Source organism: Streptomyces roseifaciens (assembly GCF_001445655.1).
In the GTDB taxonomy this organism is placed as follows: domain Bacteria; phylum Actinomycetota; class Actinomycetes; order Streptomycetales; family Streptomycetaceae; genus Streptomyces; species Streptomyces aureoversilis.
Genome location: NZ_LNBE01000004.1, coordinates 781,950 through 807,300, shown reverse-complemented (window position 1 = coordinate 807,300; position 25,351 = coordinate 781,950). Strand labels below are relative to the sequence as shown.

24 protein-coding genes and 1 riboswitch are annotated in these 25,351 nt (G+C 70.9%); of the genes, 7 read left to right on the top strand and 17 right to left on the bottom strand.

The window, feature by feature from the left end; genetic code table 11:
• Window positions 1–107: 107 nt before the first annotated feature.
• The 4 genes from AS857_RS20735 to AS857_RS20720 form a co-directional block, all read right to left on the bottom strand.
• Window positions 108–1,178, bottom strand: coding sequence for a C40 family peptidase (locus tag AS857_RS20735; protein ID WP_058046949.1), 1,071 nt, complete (start codon window positions 1,176–1,178; stop codon window positions 108–110).
• Between the two features lie 236 nt (window positions 1,179–1,414).
• Window positions 1,415–2,482: a C40 family peptidase gene (locus tag AS857_RS20730; protein ID WP_058044783.1), complete on the bottom strand. Its 1,068-nt coding sequence runs from the start codon at window positions 2,480–2,482 to the stop codon at window positions 1,415–1,417.
• A 218-nt stretch (window positions 2,483–2,700) separates the two neighbouring features.
• A complete protein-coding gene (locus AS857_RS20725; protein WP_079110533.1) occupies window positions 2,701–4,080 on the bottom strand; it encodes an NYN domain-containing protein in 1,380 nt (459 codons plus the stop codon).
• Window positions 4,081–4,099: 19 nt separating this feature from the next.
• A complete protein-coding gene (locus AS857_RS20720) occupies window positions 4,100–4,339 on the bottom strand; it encodes a hypothetical protein (RefSeq protein ID WP_058046947.1) in 240 nt (79 codons plus the stop codon).
• 152 nt (window positions 4,340–4,491) lie between these two features.
• Here AS857_RS20720 and AS857_RS20715 point away from each other — a divergent pair, with 152 nt between their 5' ends.
• Both AS857_RS20715 and AS857_RS20710 read left to right on the top strand, forming a co-directional pair.
• Window positions 4,492–5,241: a rhomboid family intramembrane serine protease gene (locus AS857_RS20715; protein WP_079110532.1), complete on the top strand. Its 750-nt coding sequence runs from the start codon at window positions 4,492–4,494 to the stop codon at window positions 5,239–5,241.
• Window positions 5,242–5,250: 9 nt separating this feature from the next.
• Window positions 5,251–5,532, top strand: coding sequence for an Lrp/AsnC family transcriptional regulator (locus tag AS857_RS20710; protein ID WP_058044782.1), 282 nt, complete (start codon window positions 5,251–5,253; stop codon window positions 5,530–5,532).
• Window positions 5,533–5,761: 229 nt separating this feature from the next.
• Here the strand turns inward: AS857_RS20710 and AS857_RS20705 are convergent, their stop codons facing one another.
• The 6 genes from AS857_RS20705 to ctaE all read right to left on the bottom strand — a co-directional run bounded on the left by AS857_RS20705 (window position 5,762) and on the right by ctaE (window position 12,879).
• Window positions 5,762–7,123, bottom strand: a complete 1,362-nt coding sequence (locus tag AS857_RS20705) for an aminotransferase class V-fold PLP-dependent enzyme (protein WP_058044781.1) — start codon at window positions 7,121–7,123, stop codon at window positions 5,762–5,764.
• A 149-nt stretch (window positions 7,124–7,272) separates the two neighbouring features.
• Window positions 7,273–7,389: riboswitch (SAM riboswitch) on the bottom strand.
• Window positions 7,390–7,478: 89 nt separating this feature from the next.
• On the bottom strand, window positions 7,479–8,543 hold the full coding sequence (gene trpD, locus AS857_RS20700; protein WP_058044780.1) for an anthranilate phosphoribosyltransferase: 1,065 nt from the start codon (window positions 8,541–8,543) through the stop codon (window positions 7,479–7,481).
• A 164-nt stretch (window positions 8,544–8,707) separates the two neighbouring features.
• Complete coding sequence (gene qcrB, locus AS857_RS20695; RefSeq protein ID WP_058044779.1) at window positions 8,708–10,333, bottom strand: cytochrome bc1 complex cytochrome b subunit; 1,626 nt, start codon at window positions 10,331–10,333, stop codon at window positions 8,708–8,710.
• On the bottom strand, window positions 10,330–11,385 hold the full coding sequence (gene qcrA, locus AS857_RS20690; protein WP_058044778.1) for a cytochrome bc1 complex Rieske iron-sulfur subunit: 1,056 nt from the start codon (window positions 11,383–11,385) through the stop codon (window positions 10,330–10,332). The genes qcrB and qcrA overlap by 4 nt, the downstream gene beginning before the upstream one ends.
• The gene (qcrC, locus tag AS857_RS20685; RefSeq protein ID WP_058044777.1) at window positions 11,382–12,191 is read right to left on the bottom strand and encodes a cytochrome bc1 complex diheme cytochrome c subunit; all 810 of its coding nucleotides are present in this window, start codon (window positions 12,189–12,191) and stop codon (window positions 11,382–11,384) included. The genes qcrA and qcrC overlap by 4 nt, the downstream gene beginning before the upstream one ends.
• A 67-nt stretch (window positions 12,192–12,258) precedes the next feature.
• A complete protein-coding gene (ctaE, locus tag AS857_RS20680; RefSeq protein ID WP_058044776.1) occupies window positions 12,259–12,879 on the bottom strand; it encodes an aa3-type cytochrome oxidase subunit III in 621 nt (206 codons plus the stop codon).
• A 237-nt stretch (window positions 12,880–13,116) separates the two neighbouring features.
• On the opposite strand from ctaE, the gene AS857_RS20675 reads away from it, so the two are divergent.
• Window positions 13,117–13,518 (top strand): DNA-binding transcriptional response regulator, encoded by a 402-nt coding sequence (locus AS857_RS20675; RefSeq protein ID WP_058044775.1) that lies wholly within the window; start codon window positions 13,117–13,119, stop codon window positions 13,516–13,518.
• Window positions 13,519–13,534: 16 nt separating this feature from the next.
• On the opposite strand, the gene AS857_RS20670 is transcribed toward AS857_RS20675, so the two are convergent.
• The 4 genes from AS857_RS20670 to ctaC all read right to left on the bottom strand — a co-directional run bounded on the left by AS857_RS20670 (window position 13,535) and on the right by ctaC (window position 18,001).
• Complete coding sequence (locus AS857_RS20670; protein ID WP_058044774.1) at window positions 13,535–14,791, bottom strand: L,D-transpeptidase; 1,257 nt, start codon at window positions 14,789–14,791, stop codon at window positions 13,535–13,537.
• A gap of 119 nt (window positions 14,792–14,910) precedes the next feature.
• Window positions 14,911–15,309, bottom strand: coding sequence for a cytochrome c oxidase subunit 4 (locus AS857_RS20665; protein WP_058044773.1), 399 nt, complete (start codon window positions 15,307–15,309; stop codon window positions 14,911–14,913).
• A complete protein-coding gene (ctaD, locus tag AS857_RS20660) occupies window positions 15,306–17,033 on the bottom strand; it encodes an aa3-type cytochrome oxidase subunit I (protein WP_058044772.1) in 1,728 nt (575 codons plus the stop codon). Before ctaD ends, AS857_RS20665 begins: the two co-directional genes overlap by 4 nt.
• Window positions 17,030–18,001, bottom strand: coding sequence for an aa3-type cytochrome oxidase subunit II (gene ctaC / locus AS857_RS20655; protein ID WP_058044771.1), 972 nt, complete (start codon window positions 17,999–18,001; stop codon window positions 17,030–17,032). The genes ctaD and ctaC overlap by 4 nt, the downstream gene beginning before the upstream one ends.
• 278 nt (window positions 18,002–18,279) lie before the next feature.
• Between ctaC and AS857_RS20650 the strand changes: the two genes are divergently transcribed.
• A complete protein-coding gene (locus AS857_RS20650; protein WP_058044770.1) occupies window positions 18,280–19,662 on the top strand; it encodes a cysteine desulfurase/sulfurtransferase TusA family protein in 1,383 nt (460 codons plus the stop codon).
• Window positions 19,663–19,708: 46 nt separating this feature from the next.
• Here the strand turns inward: AS857_RS20650 and AS857_RS20645 are convergent, their stop codons facing one another.
• Complete coding sequence (locus AS857_RS20645; protein ID WP_058044769.1) at window positions 19,709–20,683, bottom strand: carbohydrate kinase family protein; 975 nt, start codon at window positions 20,681–20,683, stop codon at window positions 19,709–19,711.
• Window positions 20,684–20,847: 164 nt separating this feature from the next.
• Between AS857_RS20645 and AS857_RS20640 the strand changes: the two genes are divergently transcribed.
• Both AS857_RS20640 and AS857_RS20635 read left to right on the top strand, forming a co-directional pair.
• Window positions 20,848–21,063: a hypothetical protein gene (locus AS857_RS20640; protein WP_058044768.1), complete on the top strand. Its 216-nt coding sequence runs from the start codon at window positions 20,848–20,850 to the stop codon at window positions 21,061–21,063.
• 138 nt (window positions 21,064–21,201) lie between these two features.
• On the top strand, window positions 21,202–22,719 hold the full coding sequence (locus AS857_RS20635; protein ID WP_058044767.1) for a hypothetical protein: 1,518 nt from the start codon (window positions 21,202–21,204) through the stop codon (window positions 22,717–22,719).
• Window positions 22,720–22,800: 81 nt separating this feature from the next.
• Here the strand turns inward: AS857_RS20635 and AS857_RS20630 are convergent, their stop codons facing one another.
• Complete coding sequence (locus AS857_RS20630; RefSeq protein WP_058044766.1) at window positions 22,801–23,157, bottom strand: HesB/IscA family protein; 357 nt, start codon at window positions 23,155–23,157, stop codon at window positions 22,801–22,803.
• Window positions 23,158–23,403: 246 nt separating this feature from the next.
• On the opposite strand from AS857_RS20630, the gene nadA reads away from it, so the two are divergent.
• Window positions 23,404–24,591 (top strand): quinolinate synthase NadA, encoded by a 1,188-nt coding sequence (gene nadA / locus AS857_RS20625; protein ID WP_058044765.1) that lies wholly within the window; start codon window positions 23,404–23,406, stop codon window positions 24,589–24,591.
• A gap of 49 nt (window positions 24,592–24,640) precedes the next feature.
• Here the strand turns inward: nadA and AS857_RS20620 are convergent, their stop codons facing one another.
• Entirely contained in the window at window positions 24,641–25,336 is a 696-nt protein-coding gene (locus AS857_RS20620) for a response regulator (protein ID WP_058044764.1), read from the bottom strand.
• Between the last annotated feature and the right edge of the window lie 15 nt (window positions 25,337–25,351).

Sequence of the window (25,351 nt, the reverse complement as noted above, 5' to 3'; positions counted from 1 at the left end):
CCCGCGGCCGCCCGCTCGTGTGCCCCCGCGTCCGCTCCTCCACCACCGGCCCGTCACGTCCCGCATCGTACGAGCCGTGCGCCCCCGGAGGCGCGCTCAGGACGTGATCACGGCCGGGTCACCGACGAAATCGGCATCATGTTGGCCGGGTCGTAGCGCACCCGGGCGCCCGGGTAGGGCGCGTGGACGACCTGGCCGTTGCCGACGTACATGCCGACGTGGCTGGCGTCGTCGCGGTAGATGACGAGGTCCCCGGGGCGCGCCTCGGACAGCGGAACGTGCCGTCCGGCGTTGCGCTGCGCCTGGGAGGTGCGCGGCAGACCGACCCCGGCCCGCCCGTACGCCCACTGCATGAGCCCGGAGCAGTCGAAGGCGCCGGGCCCGGTCGCGCCCCAGGCGTAGGGCGAGCCGACTGCGGAGCGGGCGGCCATGGCGGCCGCGGCGCCGCGGGAGGAGGCGGCGGCGAGATCCTGCAGCCCGCCGAGGGCGCCCCCGTCCGAGCGCTCCAGCTGCCGGGTGCCGCCGGAGCGCGAGGCGCGGGCGTAGGCCTCCCGGTCGGCCGCCGGCAGGGCGTTCAGCAGGCGGCGGGCGGTGGCGAGCTTCCCCTCGACCTCCCGCTTGTGCTGCTCGACGGCCTTGCGCGTCTGCTCCAGCTCGCCGAGCATCCGCGCCGCCTCGCTGCGCTCCTGGCGCAGTGCCCGCTGGGCCTCCGTGAGCGCCCTGAGCTGCTCGCCCTGCCGGTCGGAGACGCGGTCGAGGGTGGCGGCGCGGTCCAGGTAGCCGTCGGGGTCGGAGGACAGGAGCAGCTGGAGGGCGGGGTCGACGGCGCCGCTGCGGTACTGGGCGGCGGCGACCATGCCGAGGGCGGTGCGCATGTGGTTGACGCGCTCCTGGCCGCGGGCGACGCGGTCGGTGGCCTCGGCGACCTTCCTGCGGAGCTCGCCGGCGCGCTCGCCCGCTTCGTTGAACTTCTCGGTGGCCCGCTCGGCCTGCTCGTAGAGCCGGTCGACCTGCGTCTTGACGGTCCCGCGGGACCGGTCGTCGCGGGCGGTGTCGCTGGGCCGTGCTCCGGCCGGGGGCGCCATCGCGGCCGCGGCCGTGGCCACGGCGGCGGACAGGACGGTGACCCGGACGGTCTGGGTGAGACCGGACTGCGAAGAACGGCGATGGGACGCCACGGGCTGCCGCACTCCCTTCCTTGCTGCACTGTGGGCGCGGTCTGCCCGGCGTGCCGGTACCGCAGCGCCAGACAGTAGCGGCGCGCTCACCCCGTGTTCAAAGACCTCGCGGGGTGGGAATGGGACGGGAATGCGGACGCCCCGCCGGAGACGCAGGTCACCGGCGGGGCGTGATGTCAGCGAGGGCCACCGCGATTCGCCCGAACGGGCGGCGGGTCAGCCATTCGGCCCAGTCGTCAGCCTATGCGGACGCCGAACTGGAAGGGCATGTTGCCCATCGACTCGTAGCGCACGTTGGCGCCCGGCTTGGGGGCGTGCAGGGTCTGGCCGTTGCCCGCGTAGAGGCCTATGTGGTGCAGGTCGCCGTAGAAGAGCACCAGGTCACCGGGCTTGAGCTGGCTCTGGTCGTAGATGCGGGTGCCGGCGTTGGCCTGGTCCTGGGAGATGCGCGGCAGGGTGACGCCGGCCTGTGCGTACGCCCAGCCGGTCAGCCCGGAGCAGTCGAAGGAGCCCGGGCCGGTCGCGCCCCAGACGTACGGGGAGCCGATCTTGCCCTGGGCGGCGGCGAGCGCGGCGGCGGCGCGGCCGGAGGTGGGCACGTCCTTGCCGAGGTCGGGGCGGCTGCTGCTGCCGCCGCCGCGGCCGGCGCGCTCCTCGCCGCCCTTGCCGCCGCCGGCCTGCTCCTTCTCGCCGACGATCTCGGCGCGCTCCGCGGCGGTGAGGGTGTTGAGCTGCTCCTTGGCCGCGGCGAGCTTCTCCTGGACGGACTCCTTCTGCTCGCCCAGCACCTTGCGGGTCTCCGCGAGGTCCTTGAGCTTGCCGCTCGCCTCCTGGCGCTGCTGCTTGAGCACGCGCTGCTTCTCGGAGATCTGCTTGAGGGTGCTGGCCTGCTTGGCGCTCACCTGATTGAGCGTCGAGGCCTTGTCCAGGTAGCCCTCGGGGTCGGAGGAGAGCAGCAGCTGCAGCGAGGGGTCGACGGCGCCGCTGCGGTACTGCGCGGTGGCCAGCGAACCGAGGCCGCTGCGCAGCTTGTTGATCTCCTCCTGGCCGCGGGCGACCTTGTCCTGGAGATCGGTGACCTGCTTGTCGAGCTTGTCCTGCTTCTCCTTGGCCCCGTTGTACTTCTCCGTGGCCTGCTCGGCCTCTTCGTAGTACTTGTCGACCTTCTCCTTGACCTCCGCCTTGGAGGCCTTCGGATCGGCGTGTGCGGCCTGCGAGGTGAGGGCGACGGCGGCCGCAGCGGTCGCGGTCAGCACGGTCACACGGGCGCGGCCCGGCTGCTTGGGTCGACGGTGGGACGCCACGGAGACGGGCTCCTTCTTCCTCGGCCGCCACCGCACGCCGGAGGGCACGGTTCGGGCGGGACCTTCACCGTCACCCCGAATGGATGATCGACCGGGCGAAGGTTCGAGGCCCGACCTTAGTGACCCCTGACTGATCCGTTCAAATCCTCATCAGAAAAATCTCTCGCCTCAACAGAAGCTTTACCAACATGACACAGCCGGTGATGACGGCTTGACGGTCAGGTACGGGCAAGTCGCTTGAGGAGCAAGGCCGATGCGACCGGCCGCGCGCCCGCCTTCGCGACGCCGTCGGCGACCTCGCGGTCGGTGGAGACCACCACGACCGGACGGCCCGGCGGCTCGGCCCGCACCAGCTGGCGGATCAGCTCGTCCGCGGTCACCCCGGGCTTGCTGAAGAGCACCCGCACCCCGCGCGGCGGCGCGAGCAGCACGGGCGCGGCCAGCTCGGCCCCGTCGAAGACGCAGGTCACCTCGGCGCCCGTCTGCGCGGCCAGCATCGCGAGCCCGCCCAGCAGCCGCAGCCGCTGCTTGTCCAGCGGCATGGTCGGATAGCCGGTCTTGGTGACGTTGTACCCGTCGACCACGAGGTGCGCCTGAGGCAGGGCCAGCAGCTGGTCCAGCAGCGCCGGATCGGTCTCGGACAGGGCGCGCGTGGCGATGTCCTTCGGGGTCATCCGGCCCGGCTCCACGGCGTCCACCGTGTCCGCGGGGTGCACGGAGGCGGGCGGCAGCGCCAGTTCGCGGCGCAGCCCCTGCGCCGCGTCCAGGACCGTGTCCAGCAGCAGCCGCAGGCGCATGTCCTCCACGCTGCGGCCCTCGCGCACGGCCCGGCGGCTCGCCTCCAGCGCGGCCTCGGCCTCCGACAGCCGCGTCTTGAGCCGGCGGGTCTCCCCCAGCGCGGCGGCCTTCTCGGCCGCACCGGCCGCCCGTACGGACTCCAGCTCGGTCTCCGCCTTGCGCAGGGCGGCCTCGCCGCGCCGCACGTCGGCGACCGCGCTGCGCAGCTTGCGCTGCAGCGAATCGGCTTCCCTGCGGGCGGCCTCCAGCTCGGCGCGGACCCGCTCGGCCTCGGCCCGCGCCGCGGCCCGGGCCTCCGCCAGCTCCTCGCGCAGCCGCCGCAGTTCGCGCTGGGCCTCCTCGCCCGCGCGCTCCGCGGTGGCCCGCAGGGCCTCCTCGCCGGCCGCCGTCACGAGCTTGACCCAGCCCGTGGGCCGCAGCACGTAGGCCATGGCGGCCACGTCCTCCGGATCGGCGGCCGCCGGCGGCGAACCCGCGTCCAGCGCCTCGGCGAGCTCGGAGCCCGTCTCGCGCAGCCGGGCCGAGATGCGCTGGCGGAACGCGGCGTCGTTCTCCACCGCCGCCGCCATCGCATTGCCCGCGAACTTGGCCCGCCGGCTCGGCGTGAACCGGGCGTACTGCCGCAGCGCCGCCGGGAGTTCGGCCACGGTCAGGCCGCCGAACGCCTCCGCCACCAGGCCGATGACCCGGCGCCGCACGCCCTCCGGCAACGGACGGTCGAGCACCTCGGCAGCGCCGTCGGTCCCACCGGTGTCACCAGGCCCACCGGCCGCCTCCGCGCCACCCGTGTGCTCCACCACCGCTCACCGCTCCCGTTCTTCAGGCCTTCGCGCCCGGCCGGTCCACCAGCTCGACCTGGTCGACCGCGTTGCACCAGCGGCAACGCACGGACCCGATCGTCTCACTGACCACCTCGCGTTCCTCCACGCGCGGCTCGCCGGAGAGGTCGAGATGAACGAATTCCACGGCTTTGGTCGTACGCGTCACATCGAACCGGGTGAGATTGCCGCACAGAGCGCAGCGCCACCGGGTCCCGGCTGTCGGCTGGGGAACGCCCATCGTGTCGTCCGTCCTCATCAAGTCCATCGAACTGCGGGTGTGCTTCCCGTAACCCTACGGCCTGATGGTCATGCGGCGCGGAGTGCGGGCCCGCTTCACCGGCCCGGCGAGGCACTCTGTGCGCTTTGCTGCCGGTACGTCATGATCTGCTCATGTTGGGAAAGGCGGGAAAGGCAGCCGGGACGGCGGCGCAAGGGGCCCACGACGGGATCCGCCCGCCGGTTCCCCTGGTCACCTACGCCCTCATCGGCGCCTGCTGCGCGGTGTTCCTCCTGGGCCCCGCGGCGGAGCTCACCGCGCCCCTGGCCGGCCACGGCAGCGGCAGCAACCTCCTCGCCGCCCAGACCGCCTACTTCGAGCGGTGGGGCGTGGTGCCCGAGAAGCTCTGGCACGGGCCGCCGGCGGAGCTGATCACCCCGCTCACCGCGCTCTTCGTGCACGGCAACTGGCTGCATCTGCTCGGGAACATGCTCTTCCTCTACGTCTTCGGCGCCATGGCCGAAAACCGGATGGGACGCGGACCCTTCGTCCTCTTCTACCTCGCCGCCGGAGTGCTCGCCCTGCTCGGCTACGCGGCCGCGCACGCCGCATCCGACCGCACGCTCGTCGGCGCCTCCGGCGCGATCTCCGGGGTCCTCGGAGCCTTCCTCTACCTCTTCCCCCGGGCCCGCGTCACCAGTCTCTTCCCGTTCCTCTTCTTCCTGCCGCTGCGGTTCCCCGCCTGGGCCGTGCTGCTCTTCTGGTTCGGCCTGCAGTGGGTGGCCGCCCGCGCCGCCGGCGACCGCCCCGGCGTCGCCTACCTCGCCCACGTCGTGGGCTTCGCGCTGGGCTTCCTGTACGCGTGGGCGAGGTACGGACGTGCGACTAGAGTGAAGGCGGGGCTGCCCCCCGACCCCCGATAGGAGCCCGCAGTGATCACTTCGATCGTGCTGATCAAGACCGACGTCGACCGGATCCCCGAGATCGCCGAGCAGATCGCCGCGATCGAGGGCGTGAGCGAGGTGTACTCGGTGACGGGTGCGCACGATCTGATCGCCATGGTGCGGGTGGCCCGGCACGACGACCTCGCGGACGTCATCCCGGGCAGGATCAGCAAGGTCCCGGGCGTCGCCTCGACGGAGACGCACATCGCGTTCCGCACGTACTCCCAGCACGACCTGGAGGCGGCGTTCGCGATCGGCCTGGATACCTGACGGCACGTCGCCGGGACAACGGCTCATGCCGATCGGCACCGCCGGTCACGCCGGTTGCGGCTGATCGCCGTTGCGGCGGCGGGGAGGCCCCGGACCCACCCTTTCGCCGTTTCCCCTGCGGGGAGCCGGGGCCTGCCCCGGCAGCCGTCCCCGCCGCAGCGGCGCCCAACCCCCGCCCGCACATCCGGCGGTGCCGGACCGGGCGCAACCGTGGATCCTGCAAGCGCCGTCAGGCGACCGGGACGCAACGCCCGCCCTCGGTCCGGTAGGACCACTTCGCTCCGTGGCGGACGAGTTCGTCCACCGCCGCCACGAAGCGCTCCACGTGCTCGTCGGGCGTGCCGGCGCCGAAGCTGACGCGGATCGCGTTCAGGGGCGCGCCCTCGTCGGGCGCACCGCACTCCCCCTCGGCGGAGGAGTCCGCGCCCACCAGCGTCCGCACCAGCGGATGCGCGCAGAAGAGGCCGTCGCGGACGCCGATCCCGTACTCCGCGGAGAGCGCCGCCGCGAAGTGCGAGCTGTTCCAGCCGTCGACGGTGAAGGACAGGACGCCCACGCTCGGGGCGCCGGGCCCGAAGAGCGACAGCACCCGCACCCCCGGCACCGCCGCCAGCCCCTCCCGCACCGCGGTGATCAGCTGCCGCTCCCGCTCCGCGAGCCGGTCGAAGCCCGCCTCGGCGAGCGCCTTGCACGCGGACGCGATGGCGTAGGCCCCGATGACGTTGGGCGAGCCGGCCTCGTGCCGGGCGACCCCCTCGTGCCAGTCGACCTCCACCTCGCCGGAGGCGCCCCGCGCGACGCGCCGGCTCGCGCCCCCGCCCGCCAGGTAGGGCTCGGCGTCCCGGAGCCAGTCCGCCCGCCCGGCCAGCACGCCGGCACCGAAGGGCGCGTACAGCTTGTGCCCGGAGAAGGCGACCCAGTCGGCGTCGAGTTCCGCGATGTCCACCCGCTGGTGGGGGACGAGCTGGGCCGCGTCCACGACGATCCGCGCGCCGTGGGCGTGCGCGGCGGCGGCCAGCTCCCGTACGGGCCACAGCTCACCGGTCACGTTGGACGCACCGGTCACGCACACCAGCGCGGGACCGTAGGGCTCGCGGGCCGCGAGCGCCTGCTCGAGCGTCTCGACCGCCTGCCCCGGGGTGCGGGGCGCGTCGAGGTAGGTCACCTCGACGTCCGCGCGCCGCTCCCAGGGCAGCAGCGCCGCGTGGTGCTCGGTCTCGAAGACGAACACCCGCGTACCGGCGGGGAGTACGGCCGCGAGCAGGTTGAGCGAGTCGGTGGTCGAGCGGGTGAAGAGCACCTGGTCGCCGTCCCGGCAGCCGAGGAACGCGGCGACGTCCGCCCGGCTGTTCTCGAAGAGTTCCGTCGACAGCTGCGAGAGGTAGCCCGCGCCGCGGTGCACGCTGCCGTAGTAGGGCGCGTACGCCGCCACGTCGTCCCACACCCGCTGCAGGGCGGGGGCGCTGGCCGCGTAGTCCAGCGCCGCGTAGGTCACCTCTCCCCCGGTCACCAGCGGGACCCGGACATCACACCCGAGAACGGGCAGAGGGGTGCAAACGGACCGGTCGGAGGCAAGGGTGGGGACAGACATGGCGAACTCCCGTAAAAAGGCAGGCGAATTCCACCGCGCGACGGGCGCGGGAAAGGAAAGGAGGGTGCGGGAAAAGGGGCTCTTCGAGCCCTAACGCATTCGCTGAACCACGGAAGGAACTCCCTCGACAACCAGGATCCCTGGCGAGGGACCCGCGCTTGCCGCAGACCTCGCTGCCTGCGACCTGGTCATCACCCGGGGCACCCCGCCACGGAAGGAGGGTTGCCGGACAGCGGGCCGGGGCCGTGTCGCTGTCACTCGTGACCTTGGCCGAGAGTATGGCACAACTGATCGCCGACCGTGAAGGGGCGTCCGTATCACGGACGCCCCTTCACGGCACTACTGCTTCACAGCGCTACGCGTTGCTCGCCAGGGCCCACCGCTCGAGCACCCGCCGGGCCTCCCCGGAGTCGATGGACTCCGCAGCCCGGGCCAGCCCGCCCCGGATCTGCTCCGCCAGCGGCTCCTCCGTGGGCGCCAACGCCACCAGCGCCGCGGCGGAGTTGAGGAGCACGGCGTCCCGCACCGGACCCGTCTCGCCCGCGAGCAGACGCCGTGCGACGTCCGCGTTGTACGACGCGTCGGCCCCCCGCAGCGCCTCCACCGGCACCAGGTCGATCCCCACGTCCCGCGGGTCGAAGGCCTCCTCGCGGACCCGTCCGCCGGAGACCACCCACACCCGCGACGTGGCGGTCGTGGTCAGCTCGTCAAGGCCGTCGTCGCCGCGGAAGACCAGCGCCGAGGAGCCGCGCTCGGCGAGCACCCCGGCGAGGATCGGGGCCATCCGGGCGTCCGCGACGCCCGTGGCCTGGGCACGTACCTTCGCGGGGTTGGTCAGCGGGCCGAGCACGTTGAAGATGGTCCGGATGCCGAGCTCGCGCCGGGCCGCGGCCACGTGCCGCAGCGCCGGGTGGAACTTCACCGCGAAGCAGAGGGTGATGCCGGCCTCCTCGGCCACCTCCACCACCCGCTTCGGGCTGAGGTCGAGGTTGACGCCCAGCTTCTCCAGCACGTCCGAGGCGCCGCTGGCCGAGGACGCCGCCCGGTTGCCGTGCTTGACGACCTTCACGCCGGTGCCGGCGACGACGATCGAGGACATGGTGGAGATGTTGACGGTCTTGGCGCCGTCGCCGCCGGTGCCGACGATATCGACGCTGGGGCCGGGCACCTCGATCAGCCGGGCGTGCTCGTACATCGTGCGCACCAGGCCGGAGATCTCGGCGACCGTCTCGCCCTTGGCGCGCAGGGCGACCAGGAAGCCCGCGATCTGCGCGTCGGTGGCCTCGCCGCGCATGATCCGGTCCATGGCCCAGGCGGCGTCGTCGACGGTGAGGTCACGGCCGGAGAGCAGGGCGTCCAGGAGGCCCGGCCAGGAGGGGGCCACCGCGCTGTCGCCGCCTGCCGGGGTCACAACGTTCATGGTCCACGCTCCTGGTGGTCGGTCCGGAGAGCCGGGTTCGTCCCGGGGTCTGCCCGCCCAGCCTATCCACCCCCGGAGACAGCGAAGAGCCCCGTCCAGGGCCTGGACGGGGCTCTCGCTGTGGCGATCAGCGATCAGGGTGGATCAGCGGGTGATCCGGGGGATCAGTGGTGGCCGTGGCCGCTCGTGATCTCCTCGTACTCCTCCACGGTGGCCTTGGGGATCTGGGTCCCCTCGCCGTAGAAGCCCTTCGAGAGCTTCACCCGGAGGCGCTGCCCGGCGCCGGCCTTGCGGGCCACGCCGTTCTCGTCGTACTCCGGCTCCAGCTCCAGCGGCTGCGGCTGGTGGTGCGCCGTGAGGGTGTGCATCTGCTCCTGCGAGAGCGGCTCGTGGACCTCGACGAACTCACCGTGCGGCAGGCGCTTGATGATGCCGGACTCGCGTCCGTGCAGCACCTTGTCCCTGTCGCGGCGCTGCAGGCCCATGCAGATCCGGCGGGTGGCGATGAACACCAGGACCGGGATCACGAAGAAGCCGATGCGGACGAACCAGGTGATGGCGTTGATCGACAGGTGGAAGTGGGTGGCCCACAGGTCGTTTCCACCACCGACCAGCATCACGAAGTACGCGGCGATCCAGGCGGCACCGAAGGCGGTGCGCGTCGGGGCGTTGCGCGGGCGGTCCAGCAGGTGGTGCTCGCGCTTGTCACCGGTGACCCAGGACTCGATGAACGGCCAGACCGCGATCGCACCGAGCACCAGCGGGAAGATGACCAGCGGGATGAACACGCCCAGGACGAGCGTGTGGCCCCACAGGTTGATCTCCCAGCCCGGCATGACACGGATCAGACCCTCGGCGAAGCCCATGTACCAGTCGGGCTGGGCGCCGGTGGACACCTGGTCCGGGCGGTACGGGCCGATGGCCCAGATCGGGTTGATCGAGGCGATCGCCGCGATGGCCGCGATGATGCCGAAGACCAGGAAGAAGAAGCCACCGGCCTTGGCCATGTAGACCGGCATCAGCGGGAGGCCGACGACGTTCTTGTTGGTGCGGCCCGGGCCGGGGAACTGCGTGTGCTTGTGGTAGATCACCAGGATCAGGTGGGCCACCAGCAGACCGAGCATGATGCCCGGCAGCAGCAGGACGTGGATGGAGAAGAACCGCGGCACGAAGTCCGAGCCGGGGAACTCGCCGCCGAAGAGGAACATCGAGATGTACGTGCCGACGATCGGCACGGACAGGATCGCGCCCTCCATGAAGCGGACACCGGTGCCGGAGAGCAGGTCGTCCGGGAGCGAGTAACCGGTGAAGCCGGTGAACATGCCGAGGACGAACAGCAGGAAGCCGAACAGCCAGTTGACCTCACGCGGCTTGCGGAACGCACCCGTGAAGAACACGCGCATCATGTGCACGAACATGCCCGCGAGGAAGATCAGCGCGGCCCAGTGGTGGATCTGCCGGATGAGCAGACCGCCACGGACGTCGAAGCTGATGTCGAGGGTCGACTTGAACGCCTCGGACATGTGCATGCCCTGCATGGGCACGTACGAGCCGTGGTAGACGACCTCGTTCATGCTCGGGTGGAAGAACAGCGTCAGATACACACCCGTGAGGATGATGATCACGAAGCTGTAGAGGCAGACCTCGCCCAGCATGAAGGACCAGTGGTCCGGGAAGATCTTCCGCATGTTGGCCTTGGCCAGGGTGTAGATACCCAGACGGCCGTCGGCCCAGTCGGCGACCCGCTCGCCTGCGGGCGCCTTGCGGCGATTGTCAGTCGTAGTGCTCATCCGCGCTCCCAGTAGGCAGGACCGACGGGCTCGGCGAAGTCGCCCATGGCCTCAAGGTAGCCCTTGTCGTTGACCTTGATCCGCAGCTGCGGAAGGGCGTGGCCGGCCGGGCCGAAGATCACGCGTCCGCCGTCGGAGAGGTCGAAGGTGGACTGGTGGCACGGGCACAGCACGTGGTGCGTCTGCTGCTCGTAGAGGCTGATCGGGCAGCCGACGTGGGTGCAGATCTTGGAGAACGCGACGATGCCGTCGGCGGACCAGTCGAGCTCGCGCTTGTCCTTGATGTTCTCCGGACGGAGCCGGACGATCATCAGGGCGGCCTTGGCGATCTCCTTCTGGAAGTCGTGGTCCTCCTCCTTCATGCCCTCGGGCATGGCGAAGGTGAGGGAGCCGACCTGGATGTCCTCGGGACGCAGCGGCTGCAGCGTGTTCTGGTTGATCAGCATCTTGCCCTCGGACCAGGCGGTCTTCCGGAGCTTGGTGCCCGGAAGCGGTCCGAGGTCGCGCAGCAGCACCACGCCGGAGAGCGGCACCAGGGCCAGCGCACCGAACATCGTGTTGCGGATCAGCTTGCGGCGGCCGAAGGCCGACTCCTCCGCGCCCTGCCTGAAGTCGGCCATGACCTTGGCCTTGACGTCGGGCTCGGCGGCGATGGCGTGCCGCTCGTCGGCGACCTCCACGTCCGACATCAGGGTGCGGGCCCAGTGGACCGCGCCCGCGCCGATGCAGAACAGCGCCACCGCGAGGGTCATGCCCAGCGCGAAGTTCAGGGCGCTGATGTGACCGATCGGGAAGACGTAGATGCTCTTGTCGACCGGAAGGGTCACGTAGGAGGCGATGAAGCCGACCGTGGCCAGCATCGAGAGCAGGAACAGGAAGGCGACCACGCGCTCGGAGCGCTTGGCGGCCTGCTCGTCGATGTCCTGGATGCGGGCCTCGTGCGGCGGCAGGCCGGGGTCGGCGAACGGGTCGCCGGCCGTCTTCGTCACGGCACCGCCGTGCGCGTCCTGCGTGCTCGGCAGGTTCTCTTCTGGAATGTCTTGGCTACTCATGACTTCTTGGCCTTAGCGGTGTGGGCCGCGACCCAGATGGCTACTGCGATCAGCGCACCCAGTCCGAAGATCCACGCGAACAGACCCTCGCTGACCGGGCCGAGCCCACCCAGCTCGAGGCCGCCCGGGCTCTCCGACTTGCTGCTGTTGACCGTGTCGAGGTACGCGATGATGTCCTTCTTGTTCTTCTCCGTCATCGTCGTGTCGGGGAAGGAAGGCATGTTCTGCGGGCCGGTCTGCATGGCCTCGTAGATGTGCTTGGGGTCTACGTCCTCAAGCGTGGGGGCGTACTTGCCGTTGGAGAGCGCGCCGCCCTTACCGGTGAAGTTGTGGCACTGGGCGCAGTTGGTGCGGAAGAGCTCTCCGCCCTTGGCGATGTCCGCGCCGTCCGGGCTGTACTGATCCTTGGTCGGGATCGCGGGGCCGGCGCCCAGCGAGGCGATGTACGCGGCGAGCTGGTCGCGCTCGGCCTGCGAGTAGATCGCCTTCTTGCGGGGGGCCTGGGCACCCTGCTGCTGGAGCGGCATGCGGCCGGTGCCGACCTGGAAGTCGACGGCCGCGGCGCCCACGCCGACGAGGCTCGGGCCGTCGGTGGTGCCCTGACCGCCGGTGCCGTGGCAGCTTGCGCAGCCCACGGCATAGAGCTTCTTGCCCTCCTCGATGGCGAGGGACTGGGCGGTTTCATCGGCCTTGGCCGTGTCCGCCGGCGCGAACGCGGCGTACAGCCCCCCAGTTACCGCCAGCGCGAAGAGTAGGACGACGACCGCCGCCAGCGGATGGCGTCGTCGTGCGGAGAGCTTTTTCACGGATTACCCCGGTGTCAGGATCTTCTGCGTCGATCTGGACTGTTGGTCCGGTGCGGGACGGGACCGATTACTTGATCAAGTAGATCGTGGCGAAGAGGCCGATCCACACCACGTCGACGAAGTGCCAGTAGTAGGACACGACGATGGCCGCCGTCGCCTGGTGGTGGGTGAACCTCTTGGCCGCGTACGTCCTGCCCAGAACCAGCAGGAAGGCGATCAGACCGCCCGTCACGTGCAGGCCGTGGAAGCCGGTCGTCAGGTAGAACACCGAGCCGTACGGGTCGGAGGAGAGCGAGAGCCCGTCGTTCTTCACGAGCTCGGTGTACTCGAAGACCTGGCCGCCGATGAAGATGGCACCCATCACGAAGGTGATCACGAACCAGGTGCGCAGCTTCTTCACGTCGCCGCGCTCGGCGGCGAAGACGCCGAGCTGGCAGGTGAGGGAGGAGAGCACCAGGATCGTGGTGTTGGTCGCCGAGAACGGCAGGTTCAGCGCGGACGCCTTTTCCGACCAGAACTCGGTGCCCGTCACCGATCGCAGGGTGAAGTACATCGCGAAGAGGGCCGCGAAGAACATCAGCTCGGAACTCAACCAGATGATGGTTCCGACGCTGGTGAGGTTCGGTCGATTGACCGACGGGTGTGCGTGCCCGGTATCTGTTGCTGTTGCAGTCGCCACGACCGACATTATGTCGGTCGCTTATCTCGTGCTCACTCCGGGGGGTGCCGTTCGGTGTGTCAAGAGCATGTGCCGTGCTCGTACGGCCCAGCGCCGGGGTCCCCCAAAGGGGGGAACCGGACGTTCCGGGGCACCTCGCGGGCCTGACGGACCCTCCTCCGGAAGGGTGTTCGCGGAGTAGAGTCCGGCCATCGATCAGCTCCACGTCAGATCCACAGCTGTGCCGAACACAAGCCTGGAGGAACGATGCAGCCGACGGCCACCGTGCTGGTCTACAGCGACAACGCGGACACCCGCGAGCAGGTCCGGCTGGCCGCCGGGCGCAGGCCCGCCCCCGACGTGCCGCCGGTCGTGTACGTGGAGTGCGCGACGCTCCCGGGCGTGCTCACGGCCCTGGAGGAGCACCACGTGGACGTGTGCGTCCTGGACGGCGAGACGGCGCCCGCGGGCGGCATGGGGGTGTGCCGGCAGCTGAAGGACGAGGTGTTCCGCTGCCCGCCCGTGCTGCTGCTCATGGGCCGCCCGCAGGACGCCTGGCTGGCCACCTGGAGCCGCGCCGACGCGGCCGTGACGCACCCGCTGGACCCGGCGGCCTTCGCCGACGCCCTGGCGGGCCTGCTGCGCGCCCGGAAGGCCGTGGACGCCTGAGGCGGCGCCCGGGCGGCTAGAGCTCGGGGCGCAGGCGGGCCGCGTCGGCAGGGCTGCTCCCCTCGGTCTTCCCGGTCTTCCCTCCGACGAGGGCACTTCCCTTGCGCCATTCGTCCCAGGCCATGTTCCAGTCGCCGAAGCCGTTGTCGAACGGGGTCATGGTCGCGCCGGCGCTGCCCACGACCTTGACGATGTCGCCGACGTGCACGGTGTCGAAGAACCACTTGGCGTTGGCGGTGCTCATGCCGGTGCAGCCGTGGCTGACGTTCTCGGCGCCCTGGGACCCCTCGGACCAGGGCGCGGCGTGCACGTACTCGCCGCTCCAGGTGACCCGGGTGGCCCAGTGGACGGGCAGGTCGTAGGAGTCCGCGCTGCCCTCGGCGATGCCGATGCTGGTGCCGCGCATGCGTACGAAGGATTCCCGGCCCAGGATCACCTTGACCCCGTTGCGGGTGGCGTAGCCGGGCTTACCGGTGGTCACCGGGATGGACCGGACCTCCTTGCCGTTCACGAGCACGGTCATGCTGTGCGCGCTCGCGTCGGTGACGGCCTCGATTCGGTCGCCCGTCGTCATCCGCACGGCCCTGGAGGGGCCTCCGTAGAGGCCGCCGCCGACCTTGATGCCGTCGAGGGTGGCGTGCACGTCGACGGTGGTGTGGGCGGGCCAGTACTCCTTCGGGCGGTAGTGCAGGGTGCGGTTGTCCACCCAGTGCCAGGCGCCCTCCACTGCGGGCCGGGACTCGACCCTGAAGGTGCGCTCGACGATCGCGCGGGCGGCCGGGTCCTGGACGGGGGTGCTCAGCTCGGCGGTGATGGGCTGTCCCACGCCGTAGGTGCCGCTCTGCGGGCCGAAACTGACGCGCAGGAGGCGGTCGGCCGGGTTGGTGTCGAAGCCGATCGTGCGGCGCCCCTGGGAGCCGTTCTCGTCCTCGGTGGTGACGCGCACGGTGTAGTGGGCACCGGCTGCGAGCGCGCCGGTGCTGTGCCAGCGGGAGCCGTCGGCGGAGAGTTCGCCCTTGACGTAGCGCCCCGCCGCGTCCGTCGCCGTGACGTCCGTGATCCGGTCCTCGCCCCGGGCGACCACCTCGAGGGGCTTGCTGGGGTCCGCCTTCTGCCCGTCGCGGGCAGAGGTGAGCTCGACCTGGCCGCTGGCGTCGTAGGGCTTGTCGGCCAGCGGGTTGGACGAGCCGGCGCAGGCGGTGACCCCCACCACCAGCGCGGTCAGCAGCACCGCCCCGGTGAGCGCCAGACGGTGTCGACGTGACTGGGTCATGGTCACACCGTAGGAAGGATCGGGGCGTACGGCCTGCCGGGTGACTGCAAACGGGTGGAAATGCACCGGGCCCCGCACACCGGATGGTGTGCGGGGCCCGGGACGGCAGCGGCCGCTCGTTACTGGTTCTGGTTCTCGCCTCGGTAGAACTCGAACACCCAGCCGAAGAGACCGACTGCGATGACCGGCGCCGAGAAGTACATCAGCCACCAGCCGAAGCAGATGCTCATGAAGGCCAGGGCGCCACCGATCGCCAGGGAGAGCGGCTGCCAGCTGTGCGGGGCGAAGAAGCCCAGCTCGCCGGCGTCGTCGGCGACGTCCGCCTCCTTGTTGTCACCGGCGCCGGTGTCCACCCGGCGCGCGGTGAACGCCAGGTAGTAGCCGACCATGATGCACAGGCCGAAGGCCAGGAAGAGCGCCGTCGTACCGGCCGGCTCCTTCGACCACACGCCATAGACGCACGCCATGGCGAGGATGAAGACGGAGAGCCAGATGAACATCTTGCCCTGGATCTTCACTTGCCGGCCTCCTTGCCACCCGCGAGGGCCTTCTCAGCCGCGAGGTTCTCTTCGAGCTCCAGGGCCGCGATCTCCGGGTGGTGCAGGTCGAACGCCGGGGATTCGGAGCGGATGCGCGGCAGCGTGAGGAAGTTGTGCCGCGGCGGCGGGCAGGAGGTCGCCCACTCCAGCGAGCGGCCGTAGCCCCACGGGTCGTCGACCTCGACCTTCTTGCCGTACTTGGCGGTCTTCCAGACGTTGTACATGAACGGCAGGATCGACAGGCCCAGCAGGAAGGAGCTGATGGTCGAGATGGTGTTCAGCGTGGTGAAGCCGTCGGCGGCGAGGTAGTCCGCGTAACGGCGCGGCATGCCCTCGGCGCCCAGCCAGTGCTGGACCAGGAACGTGCCGTGGAAGCCCACGAACAGCGTCCAGAAGGTGATCTTGCCGAGCTTCTCGTCCAGCATCTTGCCCGTGAACTTCGGCCACCAGAAGTGGAAGCCGGAGAACATCGCGAACACCACGGTGCCGAAGATGACGTAGTGGAAGTGCGCGACCACGAAGTACGAGTCGGAGACGTGGAAGTCCATCGGCGGCGAGGCCAGGATGACGCCGGTCAGACCACCGAAGGTGAAGGTGATCAGGAAGCCGACGGCCCAGAGCATCGGGGTCTCGAAGGACAGCGAGCCCTTCCACATGGTGCCGATCCAGTTGAAGAACTTCACACCGGTCGGGACCGCGATCAGGAAGGTCATGAAGGAGAAGAACGGCAGCAGCACACCGCCCGTGACGTACATGTGGTGCGCCCACACCGTCACCGACAGACCCGCGATCGAGATCGTCGCCGCGATCAGACCCCAGTAGCCGAACATCGGCTTGCGGGAGAAGACCGGGATGACCTCGGAGATGATGCCGAAGAACGGCAGCGCGATGATGTACACCTCGGGGTGGCCGAAGAACCAGAAGAGGTGCTGCCACAGGAGCGCACCGCCGTTGGCCGCGTCGAAGACGTGGGCCCCGAACTTGCGGTCCGCCTCCAGGGCGAACAGCGCCGCCGCCAGCACCGGGAAGGCCAGCAGGACCAGCACACCGGTCAGCAGGACGTTCCAGGTGAAGATCGGCATGCGGAACATCGTCATGCCGGGCGCGCGCATGCAGATGATCGTGGTGATGAAGTTGACCGAACCGAGGATCGTGCCGAAGCCCGAGAAGGCCAGACCCATGATCCACATGTCGGCACCGACACCCGGCGAGCGGACGGCGTCCGACAGCGGGGAGTAGGCGAACCAGCCGAAGTCGGCCGCACCCTGCGGGGTGAGGAACCCGGCCACCGCGATGATCGAGCCGAAGAGGTAGAGCCAGTAGGCGAACATGTTCAGCCGCGGGAACGCCACGTCGGGCGCACCGATCTGCAGCGGCATGATCCAGTTCGCGAAACCGGCGAACAGCGGCGTCGCGAACATCAGCAGCATGATCGTGCCGTGCATCGTGAACGCCTGGTTGAACTGCTCGTTCGACATGATCTGCGTGCCGGGACGGGCGAGTTCGGCGCGCATCAGCAGCGCCATCAGACCGCCGATGCAGAAGAACGCGAACGACGTGACCAGGTAGAGCGTGCCGATGGTCTTGTGGTCGGTGGTGGTGAGCCACTTGACCGCATTGATACCGGGCTGCTTCTGGCGGACTGGCGGTGCTGCCGTGGCTGTCGCGGCGGCGGCACCCTGGGGTTCGTTGAGGATGCTCACTTGTTCTTGGTCTCCGCGTTCTTCGCGTGATCCGTCTGCGCGATGCCCGCCGGCTGGTAGCCGGTCTGGCCCTTCGCGGCCAGCTCCTTCAGGTGCTGCTTGTAACGCTCAGGAGAGACGACCTTGACGTTGAAGAGCATCCGGGAGTGGTCCTGGCCGCACAGCTCGGCGCACTTGCCCAGGAAGGTGCCCTCCTTGTTCGGGGTCACCGTGAAGCTGTTGGTGTGACCCGGGATGACGTCCTGCTTCATCAGGAACGGCACCACCCAGAAGGAGTGGATGACGTCCCGCGAGGTGAGCACGAACTGAACCGTCTCGCCCTTGGGCAGCCACAGCGTGGGGCCCGGGTTGTTGGTCTGCTCGTTGCGCGTGCCGGGGATGCCGATGTCGTAGACACCCTCCGCGCCCTTCGGTGCCTTCGTCAGGAACCGGTCCGGGATCGCGTCGAGCTCCTTGTTGTCACGGAGCGGCTTCGCCGGGGTCGCGGCGTTGCCGTCGACGTCCTCCATGTAGTTGAAGGCCCAGCTCCACTGGAAGCCCACCACGTTGATGACGTGCTGAGGCTTTTCAGGGTTGGTGAGAAGCTTGTTCTCGTCGCGAGCGGTGAAGTAGAAGAGCACCGACACGATGATGATCGGGACCGCGGTGTACAGCGCCTCGATCGGCATGTTGTACCGGGTCTGCTGGGGCACCTCCACCTTCGTCCGGCTGCGCCGGTGGAAGATGACGCTCCAGATGATCAGGCCCCACACCAGGACACCGACCACGAGGGCGGCGGCCCAGGAGCCCTGCCACAGGGAGAGGATCCGCGGCGCCTCTTCCGTGACGGGAGTGGGCATTCCGAGGCGGGGGAAGTCCTTATATGTGCAACCGGAGGCGGTCGCCAGGACAGCGCCCGCGGCCAGCGCCTGCAGCAGCTTCCGCCGCACCGGGCGCCGCGACGAGCGGTCGGAGCCGTTGGGACTCACGTAGCGCCTTCCCGAGAGTCTCGCCCGTGCGGCCGGCTGCGGCCGTCTCGCTGGTCGGTCGCCGGCCCGCTGCGGGCAGGGGTTTGGATGTTTATGCGGACCAAACCCTACTGGACGCTATTTGGGGCCGCGCGGGGAGGGTGCCCAACGCGCCGCGTCACTCCCCGAAGGGATGGAATCCACGGGTCCGGCCGCCGTCTGGGGGACCGTCAGACGACTGCTTCGCAGGTCGGGCGGTACGCACCGGCCGCGCGCCGGTGGCAGGTTAGTTTCTGGGTGTGCCCTACTTCGACGCCGCCTCCGCCGCCCCCCTGCACCCCGTCGCCCGCCAGGCGCTGCTGGCCTCCCTCGACGAGGGCTGGGCCGATCCGGCCCGGCTCTACCGCGAGGGCCGCCGGGCCCGGCTGCTGCTGGACGCCGCGCGCGAGGCCGCCGCGGAGGCCGTCGGCTGCCGCCCGGACGAGCTCGTCTTCACCCCTTCGGGTACCCGCGCCCTGCACGACGGCATTGCCGGCGCCCTCGCCGGGCGCCGCCGCACCGGCCGCCACCTCGTGGTCTCCGCCGTCGAGCACTCGGCCGTGCTGCACTCCGCCGCGGCCCTGGAGGCGGCCGGGGGCAGCTTCACCGAGGTCGCCGTCGACCGCGGGGGCCGCGTGGCCCCCGGCGCGTACGCCGCCGCGCTGCGCCCCGACACCGCGCTGGCCGCCCTGCAGTCCGCCAACCACGAGGTGGGCACCGCGCAGCCGGTGGCCGAAGTGGCCGAGGAGTGCCGGGCGGCGGGCGTGCCGCTGCTGGTGGACGCCGCGCAGTCGCTCGCGTGGGGGCCGGTGGAGGGCGGCTGGTCGCTGCTGACGGCCAGTGCGCACAAGTGGGGCGGTCCGGCGGGCGTGGGCCTGCTGGCCGTGCGCAAGGGGGTGCGGTTCGCGCCCCAGGGGCCCGCGGACGAGCGGGAGTCGGGCCGGGCGCCGGGCTTCCCCGACCTGCCGGCGATCGTGGCGGCGGCCGCGTCGCTGCGTGCCGTGCGGCAGGAGGCGGCGACCGAGGGCGCCCGGCTGCGGGCGCTGGTCGAGCGGATCCGGGAGCGGGTGCCGGCGCTCGTACCGGACGTGGAGGTGGTGGGCGACCCGGTGCGGCGGCTGCCGCATCTGGTCACCTTCTCGTGTCTGTATGTCGACGGTGAGACGCTGCTGCACGCCCTGGACCGGGCGGGCTTCTCGGTCTCCTCCGGTTCCTCGTGCACCTCCAGCACGCTGGCCCCGAGCCACGTGCTGCAGGCGATGGGCGTGCTGTCGGAGGGAAACGTCCGGGTGTCGCTGCCGGCGGGCACCGCGGAGGAGGACGTCGAGCGCTTCCTCGACGTCCTGCCGGGCGTGGTGGCGTCCGTGCGGCAGCAGCTGGGCGCGCCGGCCGCGCCGGAGCCGGTCTCCCGGACGGCGTCGGAGCTGGTGATCGACTCGCTGGGCAAGCGCTGCCCGATCCCGGTGATCGAGCTGGCCAAGTCCATCGGCGACGTGCCGGTGGGCGGGCTGGTGACCGTCCTGTCCGACGACGAGGCCGCGCGGCTGGACATCCCCGCGTGGTGCGACATGCGGGAGCAGGAGTACGTGGGCGAGCGCCCGGCGGAGCGGGGCACGGCGTACGTGGTGCGGCGCCGCACGTAGAAACGCGTGAGCCCCTGCCCCGGGCGGGGGCAGGGGCCTTCGCGGACTAGGACAGGTGCGCCTTGACCTCGGCGGCCGCCTCGTCGCCGTAGGCCTTGGTGAAGCGCTCCATGAAGTGGCCGCGGCGCAGCTCGTACTCCTGGGTGCCCAGGGTCTCGATGACGAGGGTGGCGAGCATGCAGCCCAGCTGGGCGGCGCGCTCCAGGGAGAGCTCCCAGGTCAGGCCCGCGAGGAAGCCGGCGCGGAAGGCGTCGCCGACGCCCGTCGGGTCGACCTTGGCCTCTTCCTGGGCGCAGCCGACCTCGACGACGGGCTCGCCCGCGCGCTCGATGCGCACGCCCCGGGCGCCGAGGGTGGTGACGCGGGTGCCGACCTTGGCCAGGATCTCGTCCGCCGACCAGCCGGTCTTGGACTCGATGAGGGCCTTCTCGTACTCGTTGGTGAAGAGGTACGTGGCGCCCTCGACGAGGACGCGGATGTCGTCGCCGTCCATGCGGGCCAGCTGCTGGGAGGGGTCGGCGGCGAAGGGGATGCCCCGCGAGCGGCACTCCTCGGTGTGGCGGATCATCGCCTCGGGGTCGTCGGCGCCGATCAGGACCAGGTCGAGGCCGCCGACGCGGTCGGCGACGGGCTGCAGCTCGATCTGGCGGGCCTCGCTCATCGCGCCGGTGTAGAAGGACGCGATCTGGTTGTGGTCGGTGTCCGTGGTGCAGACGAAGCGCGCGGTGTGCAGGACCTCGGAGATGCGCACCGAGTCGGTGTCCACGCCGTGCCGCTCCAGCCAGGCGCGGTACTCGGCGAAGTCGGCGCCGGCGGCGCCGACCAGGATCGGGTGCAGGCCGAGCAGGCCCATGCCGAAGCAGATGTTGGGGGCGACACCGCCGCGGCGGACGTCGAGGTCGTCGACGAGGAAGGAGAGCGAGACGGTGTGCAGCTGGTCCGCCACGAGCTGATCGGCGAAACGGCCGGGGAACGTCATCAGGTGGTCGGTGGCGATGGAGCCGGTGACAGCGATACGCACGGCGGTTCTGCTCCTGCGGGGCGAGGTGGGTGGAATTCGAGACGAGCCACACCACGCTACCGGGTCCGGATATCGCACCTGGGTACGGTTTCGGCCACCGTCCGGACAAAATTACCAAATAGTAGCCCTTTCATCGTGCGTCGCGAGCTGCATACGGTGCCGTTATGCCGAACCCTGTGAAGGACGTCACTTTCTCCGACTCCGAGCCCGAATCCCTGGCGGAGCTGCGCGGGCTGTGCGCGCGGATGTCCCCGCACTGGACGGGCGGCACCGGGCAGCGGCAGGCCGCCGCGGTCGTCCCGCCCTCGTGGATCAGGGGGGTCTCGGTGCCGGCGGGGACGCCACGGCTGATCGACGGAATGTCTGAGTACGGCGACTGATGCCCGAATACGGCGACTGACGGATCCGGTGTAGACGGATCCCGGTGGAACCACTCGCTCCTGCGCTCCGTCCAAGCGGCGTCCCCCTCGCGGGGGATGCGGCGCTACGGACATTGGGCGGAGTGAAGGAGCGATGTGGTGAGTACCGAGGGCGGCAGCCCCGAAGGCAAGCAGCAGCGGAAGCGGTCCCGGCTCGCGGTCGCGTCGGTCGCGGCGGCGGTGCTGCTGGCCGGTGGCGGCGGGGCGTACTGGGCGGCCACGGCCTCGGAGGGCGACGGCGGCAAGGACAAGGGTTCGGCGGGCGGTGAGAGCCCGCCACCACCCCTCGCGCTGGACGCGCCGTCCGCGGGCGGCGGTCCCGCCGGCTCTCCGCACCAGGGCATCGCCGTGGGCGAGCCGGACCCCGGTGGCGTGCGCTACCGCGCCGGGGGGAAGCTGCCCGACGGGCCGCGGACGGCCCCGGTGCGGCTGCCGAAGGGCGAGGTGGGCCGCGAGGACGTGGCCCGTCTCGCCGAGGCCCTCCACGTGCCGGGCACGCCCACCGCGGACGGGGACGTGTGGCGGGTGGGCGGTCCGCCCGGGGCGGACGAGCCGGTCCTGCGGGTGGCCCGCAAGGGCCCGGGCAACTGGTCGTTCGCGCGCTTCGGCGACGCGGGCAAGAGCTGTGCGCACCCGGCCTCGGGGCCGGGCACGGACCCCGCGGCGGACCTCTCCCCCGGCGCCGCCGACCGCTGCCCGCAGCAGGAGGGCAAGGCCTCGGACGGGCAGCCGCCCGTGCCGGAGGAGAAGGCGAAGGGCGCCGCCGCGCCCGTGCTGAAGGCGCTCGGCCAGGACGACTCCAAGGTGGACGCCTCGGTGCTCTTCGGCGCCGTGCGGACGGTCAACGCCGACCCCGTGCTGGACGGCCTGCCGGCCTTCGGCTGGCGGACGACCCTCGACGTCGGCTCGGACGCGCAGATCGTGCGCGGCAGCGGCCAGCTGCAGGTCCCCCCGAAGGGCGCGACGTACCCGGTGGTGACGGCGGACGAGGCGCTGAAGGAGCTGAACAAGGGCGGCGGCACCGGCGGCGGGATCGGCGGCTGCGCCTCGCCCGTCCCGCACGACGGCTCGGACGTGCCGGGCGGCTTCGCGCCGCCCTGCCCGCCGAAGCAGCCGCCGCGCGAGCCCGCGGTGGTGACCGGGGCGGCGTTCGGCCTGTCGGCGCAGTCGGTGGCCGGGCGGCCGGCGCTGGTGCCGTCGTGGCTGTTCCAGGTGCGCCTGCCGGGTGCGGAGAAGGGGCAGGCGGTCACCGTCGCCCAGCCCGCGGTGGACCCGAAGTTCGTGGCGAAGCCCTCGCCGGCACCGGCCCGCTCCGAGCGCCCCGGCAAGGACACGCCGAAGTCGTCCCCCGTGCGCGTGACGTCGTACAGCGTGGAGGACCGGAAGCTCGTCCTGCACTTCTGGGGCGGGGTGTGCCAGAACTACGCGGTCTCCGCCGAGCAGTCCTCCTCCGCGGTGACGGTCAAGGTCACCGGCACGGAGAAGCAGCCGGGACGGCAGTGCGTGCTGATGGCGAAGAAGTTCGACGAGACGGTGACGCTGGACGAGCCCCTGGGCGACCGGAAGGTCGTGGACGTCTCGACCGGGGAGCCGGTGGCGCAGCAGCAGGAGAAGTGAGCGGATCGCGCCCGTACGAAACCGCGAAGGCGGTGGCCCCGGCCGGGGCCACCGCCTTCGCGGTCACGAGGTGGTGACGGTTCAGCTGAAGGAGTCACCGCAGGCGCAGGAACCCGTGGCGTTCGGGTTGTCGATCGTGAAGCCCTGCTTCTCGATGGTGTCGACGAAGTCGATGGAGGCGCCGCCCAGGTACGGGGCGCTCATGCGGTCGGTGACGACCTTGACACCGTCGAAGTCCTTGACGACGTCACCGTCGAGCGAGCGCTCGTCGAAGAAGAGCTGGTACCGCAGACCGGAGCAGCCGCCGGGCTGGACGGCGACGCGCAGCGCGAGGTCGTCACGGCCTTCCTGCTCCAGCAGGGCCTTGACCTTGGCGGCGGCGGCATCGGACAGGAGGATGCCGTCGCTCACAGTGGTCTTCTCGTCCTGAACGGACATCTGCTTCACTCCCGGGTTTGGTGCGGACTGCTTGCCCTCGGCTGCAACCGCCGGTCTCCCGGATTCATTCCGGGCCTGCTGCGGTGTATTCCGCCTTTCATGCTCGCACACCGTTCGCCGGATCGGGAATGTGTCACATCGACGCGATCACCATCGTCAAAGTGACGCGAAGCGGTTATGATAGATAGCGTCATATTGACGACAAGGCCCTTTCCGGCCGTCCGCAGAACAGAAAGGGTGCGTGACGTGACCACCGCCCAGCCCTTGGACTTCCAGGCCCCCTCCCCTTCGCCCCTCGCGCTCCTGCTGCTCGGCCGCGAGGCCGACCCGAAGAGCGAGCGCGGTGTGGAGTGCCCCGGCGACCTGCCGGCGCCCTCCGACCCGGACCTGGTGGAGCGTGCCCGAGCGGCCAAGGCGAAGCTCGGGGACAAGGTCTTCGTGCTCGGCCACCACTACCAGCGCGACGAGGTCATCGAGTTCGCGGACGTCACCGGCGACTCCTTCAAGCTCGCCCGCGACGCCGCCGCCCGGCCGGACGCCGAGTACATCGTCTTCTGCGGCGTGCACTTCATGGCCGAGTCCGCGGACATCCTCACCACCGAGGACCAGCAGGTCGTCCTGCCGGACCTCGCCGCCGGCTGCTCCATGGCCGACATGGCCACCGCCGAGCAGGTCGCCGAGTGCTGGGACGTGCTGACCGAGGCGGGCATCGCCGAGGCGACCGTCCCGGTCTCGTACATGAACTCCTCCGCCGACATCAAGGCCTTCACCGGCAAGCACGGCGGCACGATCTGCACCTCCTCCAACGCCGAGCGCGCCCTGACCTGGGCGTTCGAGCAGGGCGAGAAGGTCCTCTTCCTCCCCGACCAGCACCTCGGCCGCAACACGGCCGTCCGCGACATGGGGATGTCCCTGGACGACTGCGTCCTGTACAACCCCCACAAGCCGGGCGGCGGGCTGACCGCCCAGGAGCTGCGCGACGCCAAGATGATCCTGTGGCGCGGGCACTGCTCCGTGCACGGCCGCTTCTCGCTCGACTCCGTCGACGACGTGCGCGAGCGCATCCCGGGCGTCAACGTCCTGGTGCACCCCGAGTGCAGGCACGAGGTCGTGGCCGCGGCCGACTACGTCGGGTCGACGGAGTACATCATCAAGACCCTGGAGGCCGCCCCGGCCGGCTCCAAGTGGGCCATCGGCACGGAGCTGAACCTGGTCCGGCGTCTGGCGAATCGATTCGCCGACGAGGGCAAGGAGATCGTCTTCCTCGACAAGACGGTCTGCTTCTGCTCGACGATGAACCGGATCGACCTGCCGCACCTGGTGTGGGCGCTGGAGTCCCTCGCGGACGGCAAGGTCGTCAACCGCATCGAGGTCGACCCCGAGGTCGCGGCGTTCTCGAAGCTCGCGCTGGAGCGGATGCTGGCCCTGCCGTAGCCGCCACGGCACCTTCCCGGGGCTCCGTGGCGAGCCCCGGGAACCGCCGCTAGTCCGTCCTCGGCCGGACCAGGCCCGACTCGTAGGCGATGACCACGAGCTGGGCCCGGTCCCGCGCCCCCAGCTTCGCCATCGCACGGTTGACGTGCGTCTTGACGGTCAGCGGGCTGACCTCCAGCCGCTCGCCGATCTCGTCGTTGGACAGCCCGCCCGCCACCTGGACGAGCACCTCCCGCTCGCGGCCGGTGAGCGCGTCGAGCCGCACGGCCCGGCCCGCCGGGCGCTCGGGCTCCCCCGGCTGCGCGAGGAACCTCGCGATCAGCCCCTTCGTCGCCGCGGGCGACAGCAGCGCCTCCCCCGCCCGCGCTATCCGGATCGCCGACAGCAGCTCCTCCGGCTCGGCGCCCTTGCCGAGGAACCCGGAGGCGCCCGCCCGGAGCGACTGCACCACGTACTCGTCGACCTCGAAGGTCGTCAGCATCACCACGCGGACGTCCGCCAGGGCCGGGTCGGAGCAGATCGCGCGGGTGGCGGCGAGGCCGTCCGTGCCCGGCATCCGGATGTCCATCAGGACCACGTCCGGGGCCCGGCTGCGGGCCAGTTCCAGGGCCTCGGCGCCGTCGGCGGCCTCCCCCACGACGGTCATGTCCGGCTCCGAGTTCACCAGGACGCGGAAGGCGCTCCGCAGCAGGGCCTGGTCGTCGGCGAGCAGGACGCGGATGGCGGGGCGGTCGGGTGCAGGCATGGGCCTCAGGGTACG